The organism is Limnospira fusiformis SAG 85.79, assembly GCF_012516315.1.
Taxonomy (GTDB): Bacteria; Cyanobacteriota; Cyanobacteriia; order Cyanobacteriales; family Microcoleaceae; genus Limnospira; species Limnospira fusiformis.
In genome coordinates this window covers 2,282,649-2,300,054 of the sequence record NZ_CP051185.1, presented here as the reverse complement: position 1 = coordinate 2,300,054, position 17,406 = coordinate 2,282,649, and the positions used below count along the sequence as shown (strand labels likewise).

Genomic DNA, 17,406 nt, shown 5'->3' with positions numbered 1-17,406 from the left:
GAAATTTGGCATGGTCTGGGGTTTGACCGTATACTCATTATTGAGTTGCGAATCTTTTTGGGTATTGTAGCTTATTGTCCTAAGATGTCAAGCAAATCTTGGATTAAATTCTGGCTCCGAGAAACGAATACCTTGGTACAGGTAGGGGAAGGGATAGGACGGCTGCTTGAGTGGGGTCGGACACTGGCGTGCTAAGGATGATCCAGTTCACGCCGGGTCCTCGGAAAAGGGGGGGTTGTTTCACGTAAAACTCCTGGGAGGGTTGGAAGCTCCGTGATTGATCACGGAGAGGAAAACCGACTCAAGCGGCTGACCGCCGCCAGCACCCCCTTGCGGGGTGGAGGGGTATGGTTGCCCCTCCATGGAGCTATGGTTGGCTCCGACTCCCTTGCGGGGTAATGTTTGCGCTTGCGCTAACGCGCACGCTGCGCGAACGCCAATGTTCAGAGTCGGTACTATCCAAATCGCACGTCCTTAACCCCTTAGAGATGTTTAACGATTCGGTTCTAGGGCCTGGAACTAGCACGCATTCCCGGGTAGGAACTTTAACTCTTGCTCTGAACGGAGCCAGTTAAGGCTATAGCTGGTCAGCTACCTGAAAGGGGGGCACGAAGCCCCCGTGCTTCAGCCGGGGGTGCTGACTTGCACTTCTTTCGGCTAATCTAAGTTTAGCGGAACGGGCGCGAGGATTTTGGTTAATTTCATCTGGCTGGGGAGTTATGGGTTTTTTGGTTAAGACTTTCAGTAGGGGATGATGGCGAAATCCGTGTTTAACTGGTCTGTCCTCTAGGCTGTGGAAACTGATGATGCCGATACGTCCTCGGGGTTTGAGCCAGGTGGGGGCGGTTTCTAGGAAGGTTTCTAGGGCGGTTAGTTCTCCGTTAACGGCTATGCGTAGGGCTTGAAAAACTCTGGTAGCTGGGTGTATTCGCCCATAACGGTACTTGGAGGGTACACAATTGGCGATCGCATTAGCGAGGTGTTCGGTGGTCTGAAAGGGGCGTTTTTCGACAATCTGCCTTGCTATGCGCCGAGATAGCCTTTCTTCGCCGTAGGTATAAAAGATGTCAGCCAGTTGTTTTTCGTCCCAGGTGTTAATGATTTCGGCGGCGCTGAGGGGGTCTTGTGGGTTCATTCGCATATCTAATGGTCCACAATGACGGAAACTAAATCCTCGTCCTGGGGTATCGAGTTGATGGGAGTTCACCCCTAAATCGGCTATGATGCCGTCAAATTGTGAGGGACTCGATGGATATTGGCTAAAGTTTCCGTGCCAAAATTTCAGGCGCGCGCCACAATTACCGATAGTATCCATTAACATGGACTTGGCAGCGGCGATCGCTTCTAAATCACGGTCAATGGCTGTCACTCGCACATTAGGGGCTGCTTGAAAAATCATCCTTGTATGTCCCCCGCCGCCAACCGTAGCATCGAGATAGTGACCACCCTCCTGGACTGCTAACCCCTCAATTAACTCCCGCCCCAGAACCGGAATATGGACAAATTTCCCACCGAATTCCACATTATCCAAATCTCTACCTTTCTCAGACACCCCAAAATACCTATAATCAGTTAAAGGAAACTCAAATTAATCGGCAAGTTACGCAGATTTGACGAGACTATAAGACCATCATAAACTCTAGCGCGATCAAAAACGATATGAGCAGAATCGAAACTCGCACCGAACCCATGGTCATCAACATGGGACCTCATCACCCCTCCATGCACGGAGTGTTGAGGCTAATTGTCACCCTTGATGGCGAGGATGTAGTAGACTGTGAGCCAGTCATCGGCTACCTACATCGGGGCATGGAAAAAATCGCCGAAAACCGGACTAATGTCATGTATGTTCCCTACGTTAGCCGTTGGGATTATGCCGCCGGGATGTTCAATGAAGCGGTAACAGTCAACGCCCCGGAAATGCTGGCTAATATTGAGGTTCCCAAACGTGCCCAGTACATCCGGGTAATCATGTTAGAGTTAAACCGGATCGCCAATCATTTACTCTGGTTAGGACCATTTCTGGCAGATTTAGGGGCGCAAACTCCCTTCTTCTACATCTTCCGGGAAAGGGAAATGATTTATGACCTTTGGGAAGCTGCTACTGGCTATCGCATGGTTAATAACAACTACTTCCGCATTGGTGGAGTCGCCGCCGACCTTCCCTATGGTTGGGTTGATAAATGCCACGATTTCTGCGATTATTTTCTCCCCAAAGTTGATGAGTATGAAAAACTAATCACCAATAACCCGATTTTCCGCCGCCGTATTGAGGGTTTGGGAGTTATTACCCGTGAACAAGCGATTAACTGGGGACTATCTGGCCCTATGTTGCGCGCTTCTGGGGTTGATTGGGATCTTCGTAAGGTGGATCATTATGAGTGTTACGATGATTTTGATTGGGATGTTCACTGGGAAACTGCCGGGGACTGCCTCGCCCGTTATGTGGTGCGAATTCGGGAAATGCGGGAATCTGTTAAAATTCTTCGCCAGGCCTTAGATGGTCTTCCTGGGGGTCCCTACGAGAATTTAGAGGCACAACGGATGATGGGAGGGCCTAAGTCTGAGTGGAATAATTTTGATTACCAGTTTATTGGGAAAAAAATTGCTCCGACTTTTAAGATTCCTTCTGGAGAACATTATGTGCGGGTGGAAAGCGGTAAAGGAGAATTGGGCATTTATATTATCGGTGATGATAATGTTTTCCCCTGGCGGTTTAAAATTCGGGCAGCAGACTTTAATAATTTGCAAATTTTTCCCGATTTAGTTAAAGGTGAAAAAGTGGCTGATATTGTGGCGATTTTGGGAAGTGTAGATATTATTATGGGGTCAGTAGACCGCTAATCTCATTTCCCTTGACATACAGGGGCAAGTCTTCGGGCTTGCCCTCAATAGTGGCTTTTTACGGTGTTTTTACTTATGGCTGATGTAATTGATTACAAAATCTATGGTAATGATTTGCAATTGGTGGAAATTGAACTAGACCCCGGTGAGGGAGTTCAAGCAGAAGTGGGAACCATGACCTATATGGAAGATGGTATTCAAATGCAAACGGGTATGGGAAAAGGGGGCTTATTCTCTGGTTTTAAAAGGATGCTTACTGGAGAAGGTTTCTTTATTACTACGTTTTTAAATAATGGGAAACAACGTTCTAGGGTCGGTTTTGCTGCGACTTCACCAGGGCAAATTATTCCGGTTGATTTAGCTCAAATTGGTGGCGAATTTTTGTGCCAAAAAGATGCGTTTTTGTGTGCGGCTAATGGTACGGAAATTAATGTGGCATTTACTAAGAAATTAGGGGCTGGTTTCTTTGGGGGAGAGGGATTTATTCTGCAACGACTAAAAGGGGATGGTCTGGCTTTTATTCAAGCGGGAGGGGCGATGATTCAAAAAAATTTACAACCTGGGGAAACTTTGCGAGTTGATACGGGGTGTTTGGTGGCTTTTTCTCCCTCGGTGCGCTATGATATTCAATTTGTGGGTGGCTTTCGTAATGCGTTATTTGGTGGGGAAGGCTTATTTTTGGCGAAAATGACGGGACCGGGTATTGTGATTGTTCAAAGTTTACCATTCTCTCGACTTGCCGATCGCATTAATTCTATGATTACTCTCCCTCCTGTCAGTAATGATGGATGATTGTTGATTATTTCCCAATACAAAATCGACTGAAAATCCGGTCTAATACTGATTCGGTAACTTCCTCTCCGGTGACTTCTCCTAGGGCGTGAATTGCGCCGCGTAGGTCGATAGTCCAAAAGTCAAAGGGTAGACGATCGCTTATGGTGTTTTCCACTTGTTCTAGGGCTATTTTCGCGCGGGTAAGGGCTGCTGCTTGACGCTGGTTAATGGCAAATTCCAGATTAGCTGATTGTAGGTTTTCGGTGTGAACAGCGTTAAGGATACTCTCTTCTAAATCGGTAATCCCTTGATTAAGAGTGGCGGCGGTCGCAATAATTAACGAGGGTTTAATGTCCAGTTGGTTAATAATAGATTGACGTAAATTTTCTAGCTGTGCTGAGGATAGGCGATCGCTTTTATTCATCACTATAATTATCGGTCGATTTTTGACCTGCTGATAAATCTCATTTTCCGCTTCTGTCCAGCCGTTTTCACAGTCGAGGGTAAATAATACCAAATCCGCTGATTGAGCCGCTATCTGTGACCTTTCTACCCCAATTTGTTCCACTTTATCATCAGATTTACGAATCCCAGCCGTATCGAGAACTTGAATGGGAATACCACCGACCACTAGCTGAGACTCTACCACATCTCTAGTGGTTCCCGGTAGGTCTGTGACAATGGCGCGATCGCTACGACTCCAAGCATTTAATAAGCTAGATTTCCCCACATTAGGACGACCGACAATTGCCACTTTTAAACCTGTGCGTAAGAGTTCTCCCCTATCTGCTGTGTCTAATATATCCGTTAATTGCTGTAAGACTTCTTGCAATTGGTGGATAATTTCCGATTCATTTAAGGGGGGTAAATCTTCTTCAAAATCGACCCTGGCTTCAATTTCTGCTAAAATATCTAAACAGAGCGATCGCAGATGATGTATGGGAGCCGCCAATTTTCCCCGCAGTCCAGCCAAAGCCGCACTAGCAGCCTGGGGAGACTTAGCCCCAACCAGTTCAGCGACACTCTCAGCTTGAGTCAAGTCTAGTCGCCCATTGAGAAACGCCCGCAGGGTAAACTCTCCAGGGGTGGCTAGTCTGGCTCCCGCTTGTAAACAAAGCTGTAGGACCTGTTGAACGGGGATAATACCACCGTGACAGTGAAATTCTACCACATCTTCGCGGGTGTAGGAGCGGGGAGCGAGCATTAATAGCAATAAAGCCTCATCGACGAGTTGCTGTGTGTGGGGATGATGGATATAACCATAGAGAATGCGGTGACTTGACCAGGGCTGATTTCCTGGGGCTTTAAATAGGGTTTTAGCGATCGCGACAGCTTCCGAGCCAGACATTCTGACAATGCCAATACTGCCCTGTTGTGGTACAATGGCGGTGGCGATCGCTGCAATAGTTTCAGTTTTGGTGGAAATTGGAGACATTTTCGTAATAACCAATATTACCCATTATCAAGTAAGTTGTAGGGGCGACATCTAGCCATCATCTAGCCTCCCTCCCCAGAAGGGAGAGGAAGCCAAAATCATCCATGATCCCTTTACTGCACACCCTCATTAACCGGGAAGCGATCGATTAAATTTTTAGCCTCGATCGCATTATCTTTCAGCGTGCTACTGAGGTGAGGAACATGGGGAATTTGCGAGAGAAAATCTCGAGTGCGTCTGATAATCCTGACAATATCCCCTTCATCAAGAGTGGTATTTTTCACCAATTCCGCCCATTCTACCCCACCAGCCCACTGTTCAAGAATAGCACTGAGGCGCTGATGTTCTCGGCGTTCAGGAAGCACCAAAAACTCTACATGGTGGCGACCTTGAACCTTAATCAGAGATCTACGCAAAGACCAGAGGCGGTTCAAAGTTTCCTGTACCACCTCCGAAAGCTGATAATGAGTCCAACTATCAGACCGAGAAACCTCAGTGACCAAAGCAGAACAAGCACCAGCCAAATTATAAGGCTCTAGGTTATCAAATTCTCCCGACATTAGCACCAACCCCAACCACAACTCATTATCCCCTCGCAGGGCTGCTGTCGCCTGTCCCAACTTAGTTGGCTGCAAATCATCCAAAGCCTCAAACTCTTGTAAAATGTCAATCAGATTCAGAAATTCCCGCCAATTGCGTTCTAAATATTGACGCAACTCCTCCTGATAATCAACAATTTCCTTCTGAATAGCCTTCCGACGGCGCAAGCGTTTGAGGATTTTTTGAGGTTTCCCGAACTTTTCGGCGGGGTGTGTAGCTAAAATTTCCTCCACCTGTTCAATGCGAGTTATTTGATTAGCTACCTCTGGGGCGGTATCTTCCACCAACAGTTCTGGAATTTGTACAGCCAGCGCTTCAGTTATTTCATCTCCCCGTCGTGATTGTCCTAATTTAAACTGCATTTCTGGCATTTCCAAATGATCTGCCCAGGTCAGCCTAGGAAGTTCAGCCTGTAAACTAACCACATCCATAGCACCCACTATATACCAACGGTTATCTCGCCCCAAAACTATGAAATAGGGCGCTTGTCCAGGGCTAGGAGTTTGGGCAACCAGTACGGCGGAAATTGGCTCTGAGTCTGACTTGCGGGCGGTGGGGACGTGCTTACCCCGGAGGCTGACCAAAGTACCAACTTCTGCCAAGTCGAGGGCTTCCGCCATTTTTTGGGTGTGGGCTTCTCGTGCTTGTTTTTGCAGGGTTTTTAACAGTCGTTTTTCCTGCTTGAGGCGTTGCTGCTGCTTTTCATAGTCAGCTAGGGTTTCTTCTAGGGTATTGATGTCTAAGTCCTCTCCTAACCCTAATTCGGCTTCAACTTCCGCTAGTTTTGCTTCTAGGTTTTTAATATATTGTTCTGCGGGAACTAAATGTATGGTGGACGTATACTGACCAAAACTGGATTCAACTAGGTTTTTTGCCTCTTCTAGGCTGTGAGTCTGCAACAGGTTCAGGACCATGCCATAACTGGGGCTAAATTGACTCACTAGGGGGTTGGGTTTGGATGTGGCTAAATAGGCTGCTTCCTGGGCTCCCTCAAAAGGGGTTTCTACGGTCACTACATGGCCGATGGTGTCCATGCCGCGCCGTCCCGCACGTCCTGACATTTGCAAAAATTCGGAGGCTCTCAGGAGGCGATGACCGTCGTCTGTGCGCTTGGATAGGCTAGAAATTACTGTGGTGCGGGCGGGCATATTTATGCCAGCGGCTAGGGTTTCGGTGGCGAAAACTACTTTAATGAGTCCTTCCTGAAATAGTTCTTCTACAAACATTTTCCAGGCGGGAAGTAGTCCGGCGTGGTGGGATGCAATGCCTTTGGCGAGGGGTTCGAGTTGTTTGGGACGAGCCGCACCGGGGGTGTCTTTGATGAAACGGTCAATGCGATCGCGTAAAATAGCCGCCTCTTTTCGGTTGACTAGGGATAGATGGCTAACATCACCCACAGCGCGATCGCACCCACGACGGCTAAATATAAAATAAATGGCCGGTAACATATCCCGTTGTTGCAGTCGCGATACAATATCGGCTATTTCCGGTACACTGCTTTTGCGGTTATAACCGCCACGCTGACGCGCTCTACTGCTTTTGGCTAATGATGGACTGATGCGGCGTTTGCTACCATCGAGAAGGGGAAACATCCCTTTGCTATTGCAAAAGTAGAACTCTACTGGGACTGGACGAGAATCGGAAGATATTAATTCTGTCGGACCGTGAACTCTTCTGATCCAATCGGTGAGTTGCTGTTGGTTGTCTACAGTAGCCGATAAGGCTAACAGTTGTATATTTCGAGGACAGTAGATGATTGATTCTTCCCAAACAGTGCCGCGCTGTCTATCATTCATGTAGTGGCACTCGTCAAGGACTACGGCTTCCACTCCTTCTAGGGAAGTGCCTACTTGACCTATGGGAGTACCATAGAGCATATTTCGGAAAATTTCTGTGGTCATTACTAAAATGGGGGCATCCCTATGAAAGGAGATATCCCCGGTGAGTAGTCCCACCATCTCATCACCGAATTGTTCCCGAAAATCTCTTAATTTCTGATTGGAGAGGGCTTTTAGGGGTGTGGTGTAGAAGACTCGGCGACCGTTGGCGAGGGCGCGATGGATGGAATATTCCCCAATTAGGGTTTTTCCGGCACCGGTGGGGGCGCATACTACTACGGATTTTCCCTCGTCTAAAGCGGCGATCGCCTCCTTCTGAAAATCGTCGAGTTCAAAAGGGAATAGATCACTTAAATCGAGTTTGGGGCTGTTTTGGATAGGATTTGACACAGGGTAATGTTTTCAGAAAATGAACAAATAAGTTAAATGATTTTGTTACCAAGCTGGTGAGTTACCAACCTAGCTGGACGCTTTTACCAAGCCAGCTAGATGCTGGCACTAACCTATCAGGCTATTGTAACCTTTCCCTGAAAATCAGGAGTTGCCCAGGCTCCCTGGGTCTTGATACAGGTTTGAGATTATACTATCGGGTGTGTGTCATAATGATACCGACAATTTCGACTATTCCGTTATTGCAGTTGGCTTCGGGCGATCGCCTGGGGTTACAGGTTTATCGGTTTCAGGGTGCAGACCCTGGCAAAAAAGCCTATATACAGTCTAATTTGCACGGCGCGGAAATTAGTGGCAATGAGGTAATTCACCATTTGATTGGGTTTTTGTCTCATTTAGACCCATCCCAATTGGTCGGGGAAATTTGGTTAGTCCCGGTTTGTAATCCCCTAGGAGTTAATCAGCGATCGCACCATTTTTCTGATGGTCGCTATCATGTTTATGATGGCAAAGATTGGAATCGGATTTTTTGGGATTATCAAAAAACCGGGGATGATATCGCCAGTTTTGCCCGGGCTAACCAGCATTTAACCCCCCCAGAAATTATCGCCAACTATCGGCAAACAATCCTGGCAAAATTCCACGATTTACATGATCATAAAATCCAGAGTAACAGTCGCCTGACCTACGGGGAATATTACCGCTATCAACTACAATCCCTGTGCCTTGATGCCGATTATGTCATGGATTTGCACAGTTCCACTAATCAAGCGATCGATTATTTGTATTGTTTCCATAGTCGAGAAGAAAGCGCCAGGGCCTTTTTGTTAGATTATGGTATTTGGATGAATGAATATGATGGAGATGCTTTTGACGAGGCTTTTTTCAAACCTTGGTTAGCCCTAGAACAGCAATTAAAACTTTTAGGAAAACCCCTAATTTTTGACATTGAATCTTGGACTCTCGAATTAGGGTCAGGTATGACCATGAACCCAGAGTCAGTCAATCGCGGATTAATCGGTATTAAAAATTATCTCGCCGCTAAAGGTATGTTAAAGATTGAAGGTTTCCCCCAGCCGCAAACCGCTAATTATCCCATTAAACTGATTCCCAAAACTCAGATAAAAAAATACTATGCGCCCCAGGGCGGTATGTTTAAAAATTGTATTAACATTGGCGATGCCATTACCAAAGACAGTAAAATCTATGATATACTATCCTTCCACAAAGATAAACAAACATCCACAATTATCCCCGTCTACGCCGAAGCTGATGGTGTAGTCTTCGATATCGCCACCAACCACAGTGTTAATGAGTTTGATTATGTTTTATCAGTCATGGAAACTCCAGCAGATAAAACTAATCTTACTTAATCAATGAATATTCCCCATACCCTATTATATGAATCCTAAAAAATCAACCCCCAAGTTAACCTTAGATCAAGAATCAGTAGCCGCCTGGGTGTTCCTAACTCCCGCCTTATTTCTGATGGCGATATTTATTGTCTGGCCGATTATTTATTTAATTTACCTCAGTTTCACTCAGGGAAGTTTTACCCTGTCTGGGGTCGAGTTTGTAGGATTCACCAACTATCTGCGCTTAATTGTCAGTCCTGATTTTTGGCAGGTTATTGGTAATACAATTTACTTTACCATTGCTACAGTTATTCCGAGTTTAGTCATCCCCCTCGCCCTAGCTGTAATGCTAGACCAAACCTTGATGTTTAGGGGGTTTTTACGGACGGCTTATTTTATCCCTTCTATTACCTCCTTAGTCGCCGTAGGTTTGGGTTGGCGATGGCTATTTCAAACTGATGGTCCCGTCAACGGGTTTTTATCACAAATTGGCTTCGATCCAATTCCCTGGTTAAGTAGTACAGTCTGGGCTATGCCAGTTTTAATTTTACTAAGTATTTGGAAACAATTAGGCTTTAACTTAGTGGTATTTTTAGCCGGACTGCAAACCATTCCCATTAACCGTTATGAAGCGGCGGAACTTGATGGCGCGGGACCCTGGCAAAAATTTTGGTATGTGACTTTACCGGGTCTCCAACCTACCTTAGTATTTGCTACAGTCACTACAGTTATTTTTACCCTGAGAAGTTTTGAACCAGTTTATGTAATTACTGGCGGCGGTCCCCTCAACTCTACTAATTTACTGGTTTACTATATTTACGAACAGGCTTTTTCCCAGTTTGATTTTGGCTACGCAGCAGCAGCGGCGACTTTATTGTTAGCGATCGCCCTAGTCTTAGTCTATTTCCAGCTTCAGATTTTTGGGGAAGACCAAGCCAGCAAATAATCAATAAGTGATCAATCACACTTGCGGAATTTGCCATAATCCTGTTGTTTATTAATTAGCAGGGGTGGGGATCACCCCACTTAGTCCCCTGGGTGCGTATCTCTAATTAACCGCCAGCCGCAAAAGTCCCTAAAATGATGATGGATAATGCCAAACCTGGTAATAGGAGAATACCTAGCATCAACATTTCGTGTTCAGTCATTGAGTCGATTACCTCATAACGTTAACGAATAGCCTAGCATTTTCGGACAAAAAAAGCACACTCACATCTAGTCGCTGGATTAAACCATGAAAAAACGAGTTAAACTTCTGTCTTTCACTGTAGCGATGACAGTTTGTCTGTTGGTAATAGGCGCGACATTAGCCGTGTTAGGCATTTTTGATGATATGTTAAACTGGGATATTTTTAGCCCTCAAGTTGAACAGGTTTTAAGGGCAATTATGGCCGGGTGTATTGTCTTGAGTGTTTTTGGTGTCGCCATTACTTTTGTGTTGGGTATTCAAGAAATTGTTAAGTCTATTGGCTTACTCAACAAAAGTCGAGGTTTAGAGGAGTTGGAGACCGTTAGCGAAGCGCCCAAAACTACCTATATGTTATATATGTCGGGAGTTGTGGCGGTTTTTGCTGTGTTAATTAGTGTTTTATCTGTCGCTAATTTGATGATTACTAATCATCGTAACCGGGTATTTAAACGCATTGCTACAGAACAAATGCAGCAACTAAGGGATGAGTTTTTGCAGCAGGTATCTTTATTAAATGAACCGCCGAGGACTGATGTTCCTGACACCTTGGATGATTTAATTAGGAGCGTGAAAAAGTTATCCTTTGTCAATGATATTACTCTGTATTTACCTGACCAACAGGATGATATTATTATCTGGAATTATAATTCTATGTGGGTTGATAATCCCAAAAAAGGATTTGAACGTCAAATTGTGGCTAAGGAATATGAACAGGCGATTCAAAGCGCCTTTCGGGGACAACCGGAACTTCTGCAAGCCTTGAATGGGAAAAGTAGCTTTCAATGGTATTATTTAATCCGTGATCAACAAAATCAACCCTTGGCTGTGTTACGGATTAATGGTAATGAAAGGGAGAATTTTCGGGAGTATAAATTAAAATAAATCTGCCTAAACAATTAACTCTTCTAGGGCGATTTGTAAATCTTGGGTTAAATCAGCGATCGCTTGACGACGGCTGCTTTGATAACTAGCCCAACGTGGGGATACAGCAATAGGTTCACCCACTCTAGTTTTAACCAACTGTTTACCTAAGTTGGGGGTTTTATTAGGGTTAACGCCTTTTAATCTAGCGATCGCCGTCCAAATAATGATTACCGTATCCGCAAAGCGATCGAACGAGGGATTTTGTTTAATATATTCCCCAGTCACCGCTACAAAACTTTCCACTAATCTCATGTGCCACATTCGCAAACTTGCCTCTTCCGCCAGGCGATTAGCTAGTCCTAAATCTACCGCTGATAAATCTTCTGGAGACTTGAGGTTTTCCCGATATATATACTCCCAACCCGCCTGTTCCAGACGGCGACAACGGCTAGTTAAATCCCCTATAGGTTGAATCCCAAAATAGCTTTCAGAAACCTTTAACGCGATATCTAGCAGCGAATGGAGGCGCTGGGATAAATCTTGATTATCACTTGACTGGGGAATATTTTGATGATAGAATTTACCATAGAGATTTTCCATCAAATTTAGTAAATAGTTACCCAGGTTAATTAAACGGGGATATAAATGCTCAAAAACAGGCTGATGGTTAGATGTCGATAAGCCACAATCTGTTTCCATCTCGGTTAACAGGGACTCTAAGGCTTTCCAGTTATCTTGAACATAAGAGTATTGAACTCCCAGGGGAACAATCAAAACTGTTTCTGTGCGCTGGAGTTTGTGGAGGTCTTCCACACACCAAAAAGCCATTTGGGCGATACCGGGTTCTAGGGGGCTAATTAGTTGATTATGGCCGTTAGTTGCACCTTCTGGAGCCGCAGCTATGGGGAAACGACCGTTAACAAATAAATGGCGGGCAGATTTTAAGCCAGGGCGATCTATCGTGCCGCGTAAAATGGAACTGCCGCCCAATTGAGGAAATAACCAAGTCACGAAATTTCCCGCCCACAGAGGAATACCGCGATCATAAATAAAATGAAAATGCACGGGGTCCTGAAGGTTGACACCCTGAGATTTTGCCAAGGCTGGAATACGTCGCCAAAATACCTGGGAAAGGGCGATGGGGTCATTGGGGTTGGGATGACGAAAAGCAAGGAGGAAGCGAATTTTTGAGGCTTGGAATTGTTGGAATAATTCAATGATGCGATCGCCTTGTTCTATCTGAATATCAGCGATCGGTGTTTTCCCGGCCATCCAGAGAGGCATCAAGATCTGGCACAGTCGCAAAACCAGAGGGTTAAACTTGGGGGGGAGAAATTCTAGGGGGGGTTGGGCGTAGGTTTTAGTTTTGGGCATATAATGTTAGGGGATTTGACTACAAGGTTCGGGAACGTGCCGATTATGCTATGAGTCTCTAAAATAAATTAGTGCTGTTTTTACCAACTTGAATTGAAAAGATTAAACTAGGGTCATCAGTTGAGTGCATCAGTTGTCTGTAAATTGGCTCAACGGATTATGGAGGTATATAGTTTTACATGAAAATCAAATTTTGGCGTGGGCGGACACTGTTAACGGCGATCGCATCTACTATATTAGCGATCGCAACTCCCCTTTCCATGACCACAGCCCTAGAATTTCCACAAGGTCCAAGTCGCCAGCCACCTCAGTCAACCGCTGGGGGAGGAACCCGAGGGAATGCCACCACCATGGTCGATGGCACTTGTGACAACAACAGTGATTTTCTCATCCCCCTATTACCCATAGGTTACGAGGTCTTAAAGACAGCTTCCCCCAATCCCACCTTTTTCCTGTACGTTCCGAAAACCAAAGCCGAAAAGGCTGAATTTTTGGTGCTAGATAGCCAAGGTCGCGATGTCTATGTTGGAAGTTTCGCCACACCTGCACAAGGGTCTATTATGAAAATTAGCCTACCGGAAACCGTTTCCTTGAGAGTGGGAGAAACCTACACCTGGCAATTTTCCCTATTTTGCGATCCTAATCAAAGGGATTTAGACGAATCCATCACCGGGGCTATTGAACGGATAGAATTAGATGACGAACACAGAGCTAGAATTGCCGCCGAAACTGACCCCATTGATCAAGCCATACTGTATGCAGAACAACAGATGTGGCCGGAAACTCTCCTGATAGCGTTGGGACTGCGAGAAACCCATCCCGAAATTTGGGAACAGTTGATGGAGTCCGTAGGATTAAAAGATATCGCCTCTGAACCGATCGCCCCCTGTTGTCCCCCAGAAACTGAGGAAACTGTGGGTTCGGAAATCGAAGCATCCTAACTAATGTTCAAAACCATTAGAGAACGATTCTGGAATTGGCGGGTTGTCCTGGTGACGACCCCCTCTGTCACCCTAGCCGTGATTTTATTACGGCTAACTGGTGTTTTGCAAACCTTGGAATTGGGGGCCTATGACCAGTATATGCGCTGGCGGCCCCCAGAAGCCCGTGATAGTCGCATTGTCATCGTTGGTATTGATGAGGATGACCTTAAATTTATTGGTCAGGGTTATGTACCAGATGGGGTCTATTTTGAGTTAATCCAACGACTCAATGCCATGAATCCTAGGGTAATCGGATTAGATATTTATCGAGATTTACCCTTTGAACCTGGCCATTCCCAATTGGTGCGGCTTTTTGAAACTACAGATAATCTAATTGGTATTGAAAAAGTTATAGGTGATCACTTTTTTAGTCGGGTGGGACCCCCTCCCGCCTTGGCTGCTAGAGGACAAGTTGGGGCGAATGACCTGATTGTTGATCAGGATAATAGGGTGCGTCGCGCTTTGCTATATTTACCTAGAGAAAATGGGGAAACTGTCCATAGTTTTGCCGTTCATTTAGCCCTGAGATATTTAAATGCAGAACCTGACTTTTCCGTTGAGATTGTAGAAGGTACAGATAATTGGTGGAAATTTGGTGATGTCGTGTTTGTTCCTTTTGAGGGGAATGATGGGGGTTATGTGCGCGCCGATGATGGTGGCTATCAAGTTTTACTTAACTACCGAGGACCTAGCCAGCATTTTGAAATTGTCTCCATGCGAGATATTTTTGAAAACCGGGTAGCCTCAGACTGGGGAAGCGATCGCATTATTTTAATTGGTTCCGTCGGCGAAAGCATGAAAGATTTATTTTCTATCCCCTACACCCTAGCGCCTGATCAACGCATGACTGGCGTAGAAATTCATGCTAATATTGTTAGTAAAATCATCAGCGCCGCCCTGGAAAATCGACCTCTGATTAGAACTTTACCAGAAGTTGTCGAGTGGCTATTGATTATGTTCTGGTCTGGTCTGGGGGCGACCTTGACTTGGCGACTACGCGACCCCACTAGAGTCGGACAATTCCTATTTAAAAGAGTTGTGATTTTGGTTCTGGCTGGGGGTATTTTATTAGGCTTTACCTGGGTCGCTTTTTTAGGCAGTTGGTGGTTGCCTGTTGTCCCTTCATCCATCGCTTTGGTGGGTTCTGTAGCCGTAATTACTGCTTATATTGCTCGTTCAGCATCAGATATCCGTAAAACTTTTGGTCGATATCTCAGTGATGAAATAGTTGCTAATTTGCTGGAACACCCAGAGGGATTAAAAATGGGTGGAGAACGTCGTAAAATCACTATTTTAACCTCCGATTTACGGGGTTTTACCGCGCTTTCTGAACGCTTACCACCGGAAGAAGTTGTGCAGGTGCTGAATTTCTATTTATCCTATATGGCTGATGTCATTACCCATTATCAAGGGACAATTGATGAATTTATGGGGGATGGTATTTTAGTGTTATTTGGTGCGCCTACCCTGCGCGAAGATGACCCGGAAAGGGCCGTGGCTTGTGCCGTAGCCATGCAATTGGCTATGGCTCAGGTAAATGAACAAATGGAGAAGTGGGAATTACCAGCTTTAGAAATGGGAATTGGCATTAATACCGGGGAAGTTGTCGTTGGTAATTTGGGTTCGGAAAAACGCACCAAATACGGAGTTGTAGGAAGTCATGTTAATCTCACCTACAGAATCGAGTCTTACACCACAGGCGGACAAATTATTATTTCCGAAGAAACCCTAAATTGTACTACTCCTAATTGGGTCAAAATTGATGACAAGAAATTGGTACAACCCAAGGGGGTGAAAAATCCCATAGCTATCTATGAAGTCTCTGGAATTGCCGGGAAATATAACCTATTTTTACCTAAAGAAACCGAAATATTTTATTCTTTGTCTCAGCCGATATCATTACAATATACCGTCTTAGAAGGTAAGCACGTTGGCGAAAACCTATTTTCTGGGCGGTTATTACAACTCTCCGATCGCAGTGCTTTAATAGGTGCAGAAGATGGTACAGACTCTTTACCGCTGGTGTTAACTAACATCAAACTGAATCTGAAATCATCTAACTTGGAACTGCGGGAAGATATCTATGCCAAGGTATTAGAAAAACCAGCAGAACCGGGTAAATTTTATATTCGTTTCACTTCTAAACCTCCTGTAATTGAAGCTAAACTTAATGATATTTACCAGATGATTAAAGGCTAAATCAGATTAGGTATCGGGAAAATTAAGGAATTCCGTCAGTAATTTGGGCTACTTCCTGACGGCGATCGCTCCAAATTTCCATGGCTGTGGCTGCTTCCTCCAAGTCGGAAAATTCCGGCATTTGTCGTTCAATTTCCGGGGCCAAATTATCGAGAGATTCCAGACTTTGGCAGTGTTTCAGAATCACCCGCCAACCTTCCAGCCATTGTTGACAAGCCTGCTGGTGTTCGCGAAGGGGTGATAGATTTTCTTCTTCCTGAATTCTGATAAGTTCTTGTTGTTTGAGTTTCTGGGATTGTTCCGCCCAAGCCGATCGCCACGCTTCTATTTTGGGGGAATTATAGTGTTTCGAGTAGCGTGAGATTTCTGTGCTAAATATTTCCCCCAGAAGATCTAGGCGATCGCGATCGCGCGTCTCCCTAATAGCTGCAATTCCTTGTTCCACCCACAGAGGGAGAACCCGAAAACTAACTAATGTGGCCCTCATCCCTAGGAGTTTAACCCAAATTTGATGTGTCCAGAACTCTAGGCGATCGATTTGGCGAGGTGGGACTCCCAGATAAGTAGCCACCTCCAACCAAACACGGGCTAAAGGCCATTGGCGGGGATTGATGATGCCTGATGTGATTAGTGTTTGAGCCATACTTTCTTAGATAACCTAGATTCTGAAGCCATGCCAATCCTAACTCGATGTCCACATTTAGTAGCTCAACAGGAAGGCTCACCCATAATAACTCACTATGTGGCGTGTGATTGCATTTATCGAATCAAGGGATTAGGGGGAGCGATTTTAGCAAGTCCCTAGTAGGATACTCCCAGATCACGCCCCCCCTGAGTTCACTCAAACTAGGACTTTAGACCGTCGCTAATTCAGGAGTAGGGCGCTTACTATTACGAATACCGGCGATCGCTTCCGAATAATTATCAGCATTAAACACCGCCGAACCTGCCACAATAGCATTAGCTCCAGCTTCCAACACCTGCCAGGTATTATCAATCTTCAGGCCGCCATCAACTTCAATCCAAGGGTCAAGACCCCGCTCATCGCACATTTGGCGCAGTTGACGAATTTTAGGAACCACAGTCGGGATAAACTTCTGACCTCCGAAACCGGGGTTGACACTCATAATCAACACCAGATCGCACACATCCAAAACATACTCAATCAAATCCAGGGGAGTAGAAGGATTTAATACCACACCGGACTGTTTACCACATTCCCTAATCAGGTTGAGAGTCCGGTGGAGGTGGGGGGAAGCATTATGTTCAGCGTGAACCGAGATAATATCAGCCCCAGCCTTAGCAAAATCTTCAACATACTTCTCTGGTTCCACAATCATCAGGTGAACATCCAGAGGCTTTTTCGTAACCGGTCGAATAGCATCAACAATCAGGGGACCAATGGTAATATTAGGGACAAAGCGACCATCCATAACATCAACATGAATCCAATCTGCGCCAGCCTCATCAACGGCGCGAATTTCTTCTCCAAGACGACTGAAATCTGCTGATAATATAGATGGGGCGATAACAACTGATTTTTGGGATTGGCTCATAGCGA

At 45.4% G+C, this 17,406-nt stretch carries 13 protein-coding genes; 7 read left to right on the top strand and 6 right to left on the bottom strand.

The annotated features are described in order from the left end of the window. Positions 1-577: 577 nt before the first annotated feature. Positions 578-1,552: a 16S rRNA (cytosine(1402)-N(4))-methyltransferase RsmH gene (gene rsmH, locus HFV01_RS10930; protein WP_006625176.1), complete on the bottom strand. Its 975-nt coding sequence runs from the start codon at positions 1,550-1,552 to the stop codon at positions 578-580. Between the two features lie 107 nt (positions 1,553-1,659). Here rsmH and HFV01_RS10925 point away from each other — a divergent pair, with 107 nt between their 5' ends. Together HFV01_RS10925 and HFV01_RS10920 are read left to right on the top strand one after the other, a co-directional pair. Further along, positions 1,660-2,844: an NAD(P)H-quinone oxidoreductase subunit H gene (locus HFV01_RS10925; protein WP_006625175.1), complete on the top strand. Its 1,185-nt coding sequence runs from the start codon at positions 1,660-1,662 to the stop codon at positions 2,842-2,844. Positions 2,845-2,919: 75 nt separating this feature from the next. Next, positions 2,920-3,636 (top strand): TIGR00266 family protein, encoded by a 717-nt coding sequence (locus tag HFV01_RS10920; protein ID WP_006625174.1) that lies wholly within the window; start codon positions 2,920-2,922, stop codon positions 3,634-3,636. A 7-nt stretch (positions 3,637-3,643) separates the two neighbouring features. Here HFV01_RS10920 and mnmE read toward each other — a convergent pair whose 3' ends face one another. Continuing rightward, positions 3,644-5,053, bottom strand: a complete 1,410-nt coding sequence (gene mnmE, locus HFV01_RS10915) for a tRNA uridine-5-carboxymethylaminomethyl(34) synthesis GTPase MnmE (protein ID WP_006625173.1) — start codon at positions 5,051-5,053, stop codon at positions 3,644-3,646. A 113-nt stretch (positions 5,054-5,166) separates the two neighbouring features. Next, the gene (locus tag HFV01_RS10910) at positions 5,167-7,881 is read right to left on the bottom strand and encodes a DEAD/DEAH box helicase (RefSeq protein ID WP_193521080.1); all 2,715 of its coding nucleotides are present in this window, start codon (positions 7,879-7,881) and stop codon (positions 5,167-5,169) included. Between the two features lie 212 nt (positions 7,882-8,093). On the opposite strand from HFV01_RS10910, the gene HFV01_RS10905 reads away from it, so the two are divergent. The 3 genes from HFV01_RS10905 (at position 8,094) to HFV01_RS10895 (ending at position 11,307) form a co-directional block, all read left to right on the top strand. Continuing rightward, on the top strand, positions 8,094-9,254 hold the full coding sequence (locus HFV01_RS10905; RefSeq protein ID WP_006625171.1) for a M14 family metallopeptidase: 1,161 nt from the start codon (positions 8,094-8,096) through the stop codon (positions 9,252-9,254). A 28-nt stretch (positions 9,255-9,282) separates the two neighbouring features. Beyond that, the gene (locus HFV01_RS10900) at positions 9,283-10,182 is read left to right on the top strand and encodes a carbohydrate ABC transporter permease (RefSeq protein ID WP_193521079.1); all 900 of its coding nucleotides are present in this window, start codon (positions 9,283-9,285) and stop codon (positions 10,180-10,182) included. 288 nt (positions 10,183-10,470) lie between these two features. Next, positions 10,471-11,307, top strand: coding sequence for a hypothetical protein (locus HFV01_RS10895; RefSeq protein ID WP_046319440.1), 837 nt, complete (start codon positions 10,471-10,473; stop codon positions 11,305-11,307). A 6-nt stretch (positions 11,308-11,313) separates the two neighbouring features. Here HFV01_RS10895 and HFV01_RS10890 read toward each other — a convergent pair whose 3' ends face one another. Further along, the gene (locus HFV01_RS10890) at positions 11,314-12,663 is read right to left on the bottom strand and encodes a lysophospholipid acyltransferase family protein (RefSeq protein WP_006625168.1); all 1,350 of its coding nucleotides are present in this window, start codon (positions 12,661-12,663) and stop codon (positions 11,314-11,316) included. A 179-nt stretch (positions 12,664-12,842) separates the two neighbouring features. On the opposite strand from HFV01_RS10890, the gene HFV01_RS10885 reads away from it, so the two are divergent. Beyond that, the gene (locus HFV01_RS10885; RefSeq protein ID WP_046319438.1) at positions 12,843-13,604 is read left to right on the top strand and encodes a DUF928 domain-containing protein; all 762 of its coding nucleotides are present in this window, start codon (positions 12,843-12,845) and stop codon (positions 13,602-13,604) included. 3 nt (positions 13,605-13,607) lie between these two features. Then, the gene (locus HFV01_RS10880; RefSeq protein ID WP_006625166.1) at positions 13,608-15,845 is read left to right on the top strand and encodes a CHASE2 domain-containing protein; all 2,238 of its coding nucleotides are present in this window, start codon (positions 13,608-13,610) and stop codon (positions 15,843-15,845) included. A gap of 22 nt (positions 15,846-15,867) precedes the next feature. On the opposite strand, the gene HFV01_RS10875 is transcribed toward HFV01_RS10880, so the two are convergent. Together HFV01_RS10875 and rpe are read right to left on the bottom strand one after the other, a co-directional pair. After that, positions 15,868-16,488, bottom strand: coding sequence for a hypothetical protein (locus HFV01_RS10875; protein WP_006625165.1), 621 nt, complete (start codon positions 16,486-16,488; stop codon positions 15,868-15,870). Positions 16,489-16,699: 211 nt separating this feature from the next. Then, a complete protein-coding gene (gene rpe, locus HFV01_RS10870; RefSeq protein ID WP_008051461.1) occupies positions 16,700-17,401 on the bottom strand; it encodes a ribulose-phosphate 3-epimerase in 702 nt (233 codons plus the stop codon). Positions 17,402-17,406: the final 5 nt, after the last annotated feature.

What these genes read in the sequence shown, in the direction of transcription:
- HFV01_RS10925 (WP_006625175.1), top strand. Translation starts at nt 1,660, where the DNA reads ATGAGCAGAATCGAAACTCGCACCGAACCCATGGTCATCAACATGGGA.
- HFV01_RS10920 (WP_006625174.1), top strand. Translation starts at nt 2,920, where the DNA reads ATGGCTGATGTAATTGATTACAAAATCTATGGTAATGATTTGCAATTG.
- mnmE (WP_006625173.1), bottom strand. Translation starts at nt 5,053, where the DNA reads ATGTCTCCAATTTCCACCAAAACTGAAACTATTGCAGCGATCGCCACC.
- HFV01_RS10905 (WP_006625171.1), top strand. Translation starts at nt 8,094, where the DNA reads ATGATACCGACAATTTCGACTATTCCGTTATTGCAGTTGGCTTCGGGC.
- HFV01_RS10900 (WP_193521079.1), top strand. Translation starts at nt 9,283, where the DNA reads ATGAATCCTAAAAAATCAACCCCCAAGTTAACCTTAGATCAAGAATCA.
- HFV01_RS10895 (WP_046319440.1), top strand. Translation starts at nt 10,471, where the DNA reads ATGAAAAAACGAGTTAAACTTCTGTCTTTCACTGTAGCGATGACAGTT.
- HFV01_RS10890 (WP_006625168.1), bottom strand. Translation starts at nt 12,663, where the DNA reads ATGCCCAAAACTAAAACCTACGCCCAACCCCCCCTAGAATTTCTCCCC.
- HFV01_RS10885 (WP_046319438.1), top strand. Translation starts at nt 12,843, where the DNA reads ATGAAAATCAAATTTTGGCGTGGGCGGACACTGTTAACGGCGATCGCA.
- HFV01_RS10880 (WP_006625166.1), top strand. Translation starts at nt 13,608, where the DNA reads ATGTTCAAAACCATTAGAGAACGATTCTGGAATTGGCGGGTTGTCCTG.
- HFV01_RS10875 (WP_006625165.1), bottom strand. Translation starts at nt 16,488, where the DNA reads ATGGCTCAAACACTAATCACATCAGGCATCATCAATCCCCGCCAATGG.
- rpe (WP_008051461.1), bottom strand. Translation starts at nt 17,401, where the DNA reads ATGAGCCAATCCCAAAAATCAGTTGTTATCGCCCCATCTATATTATCA.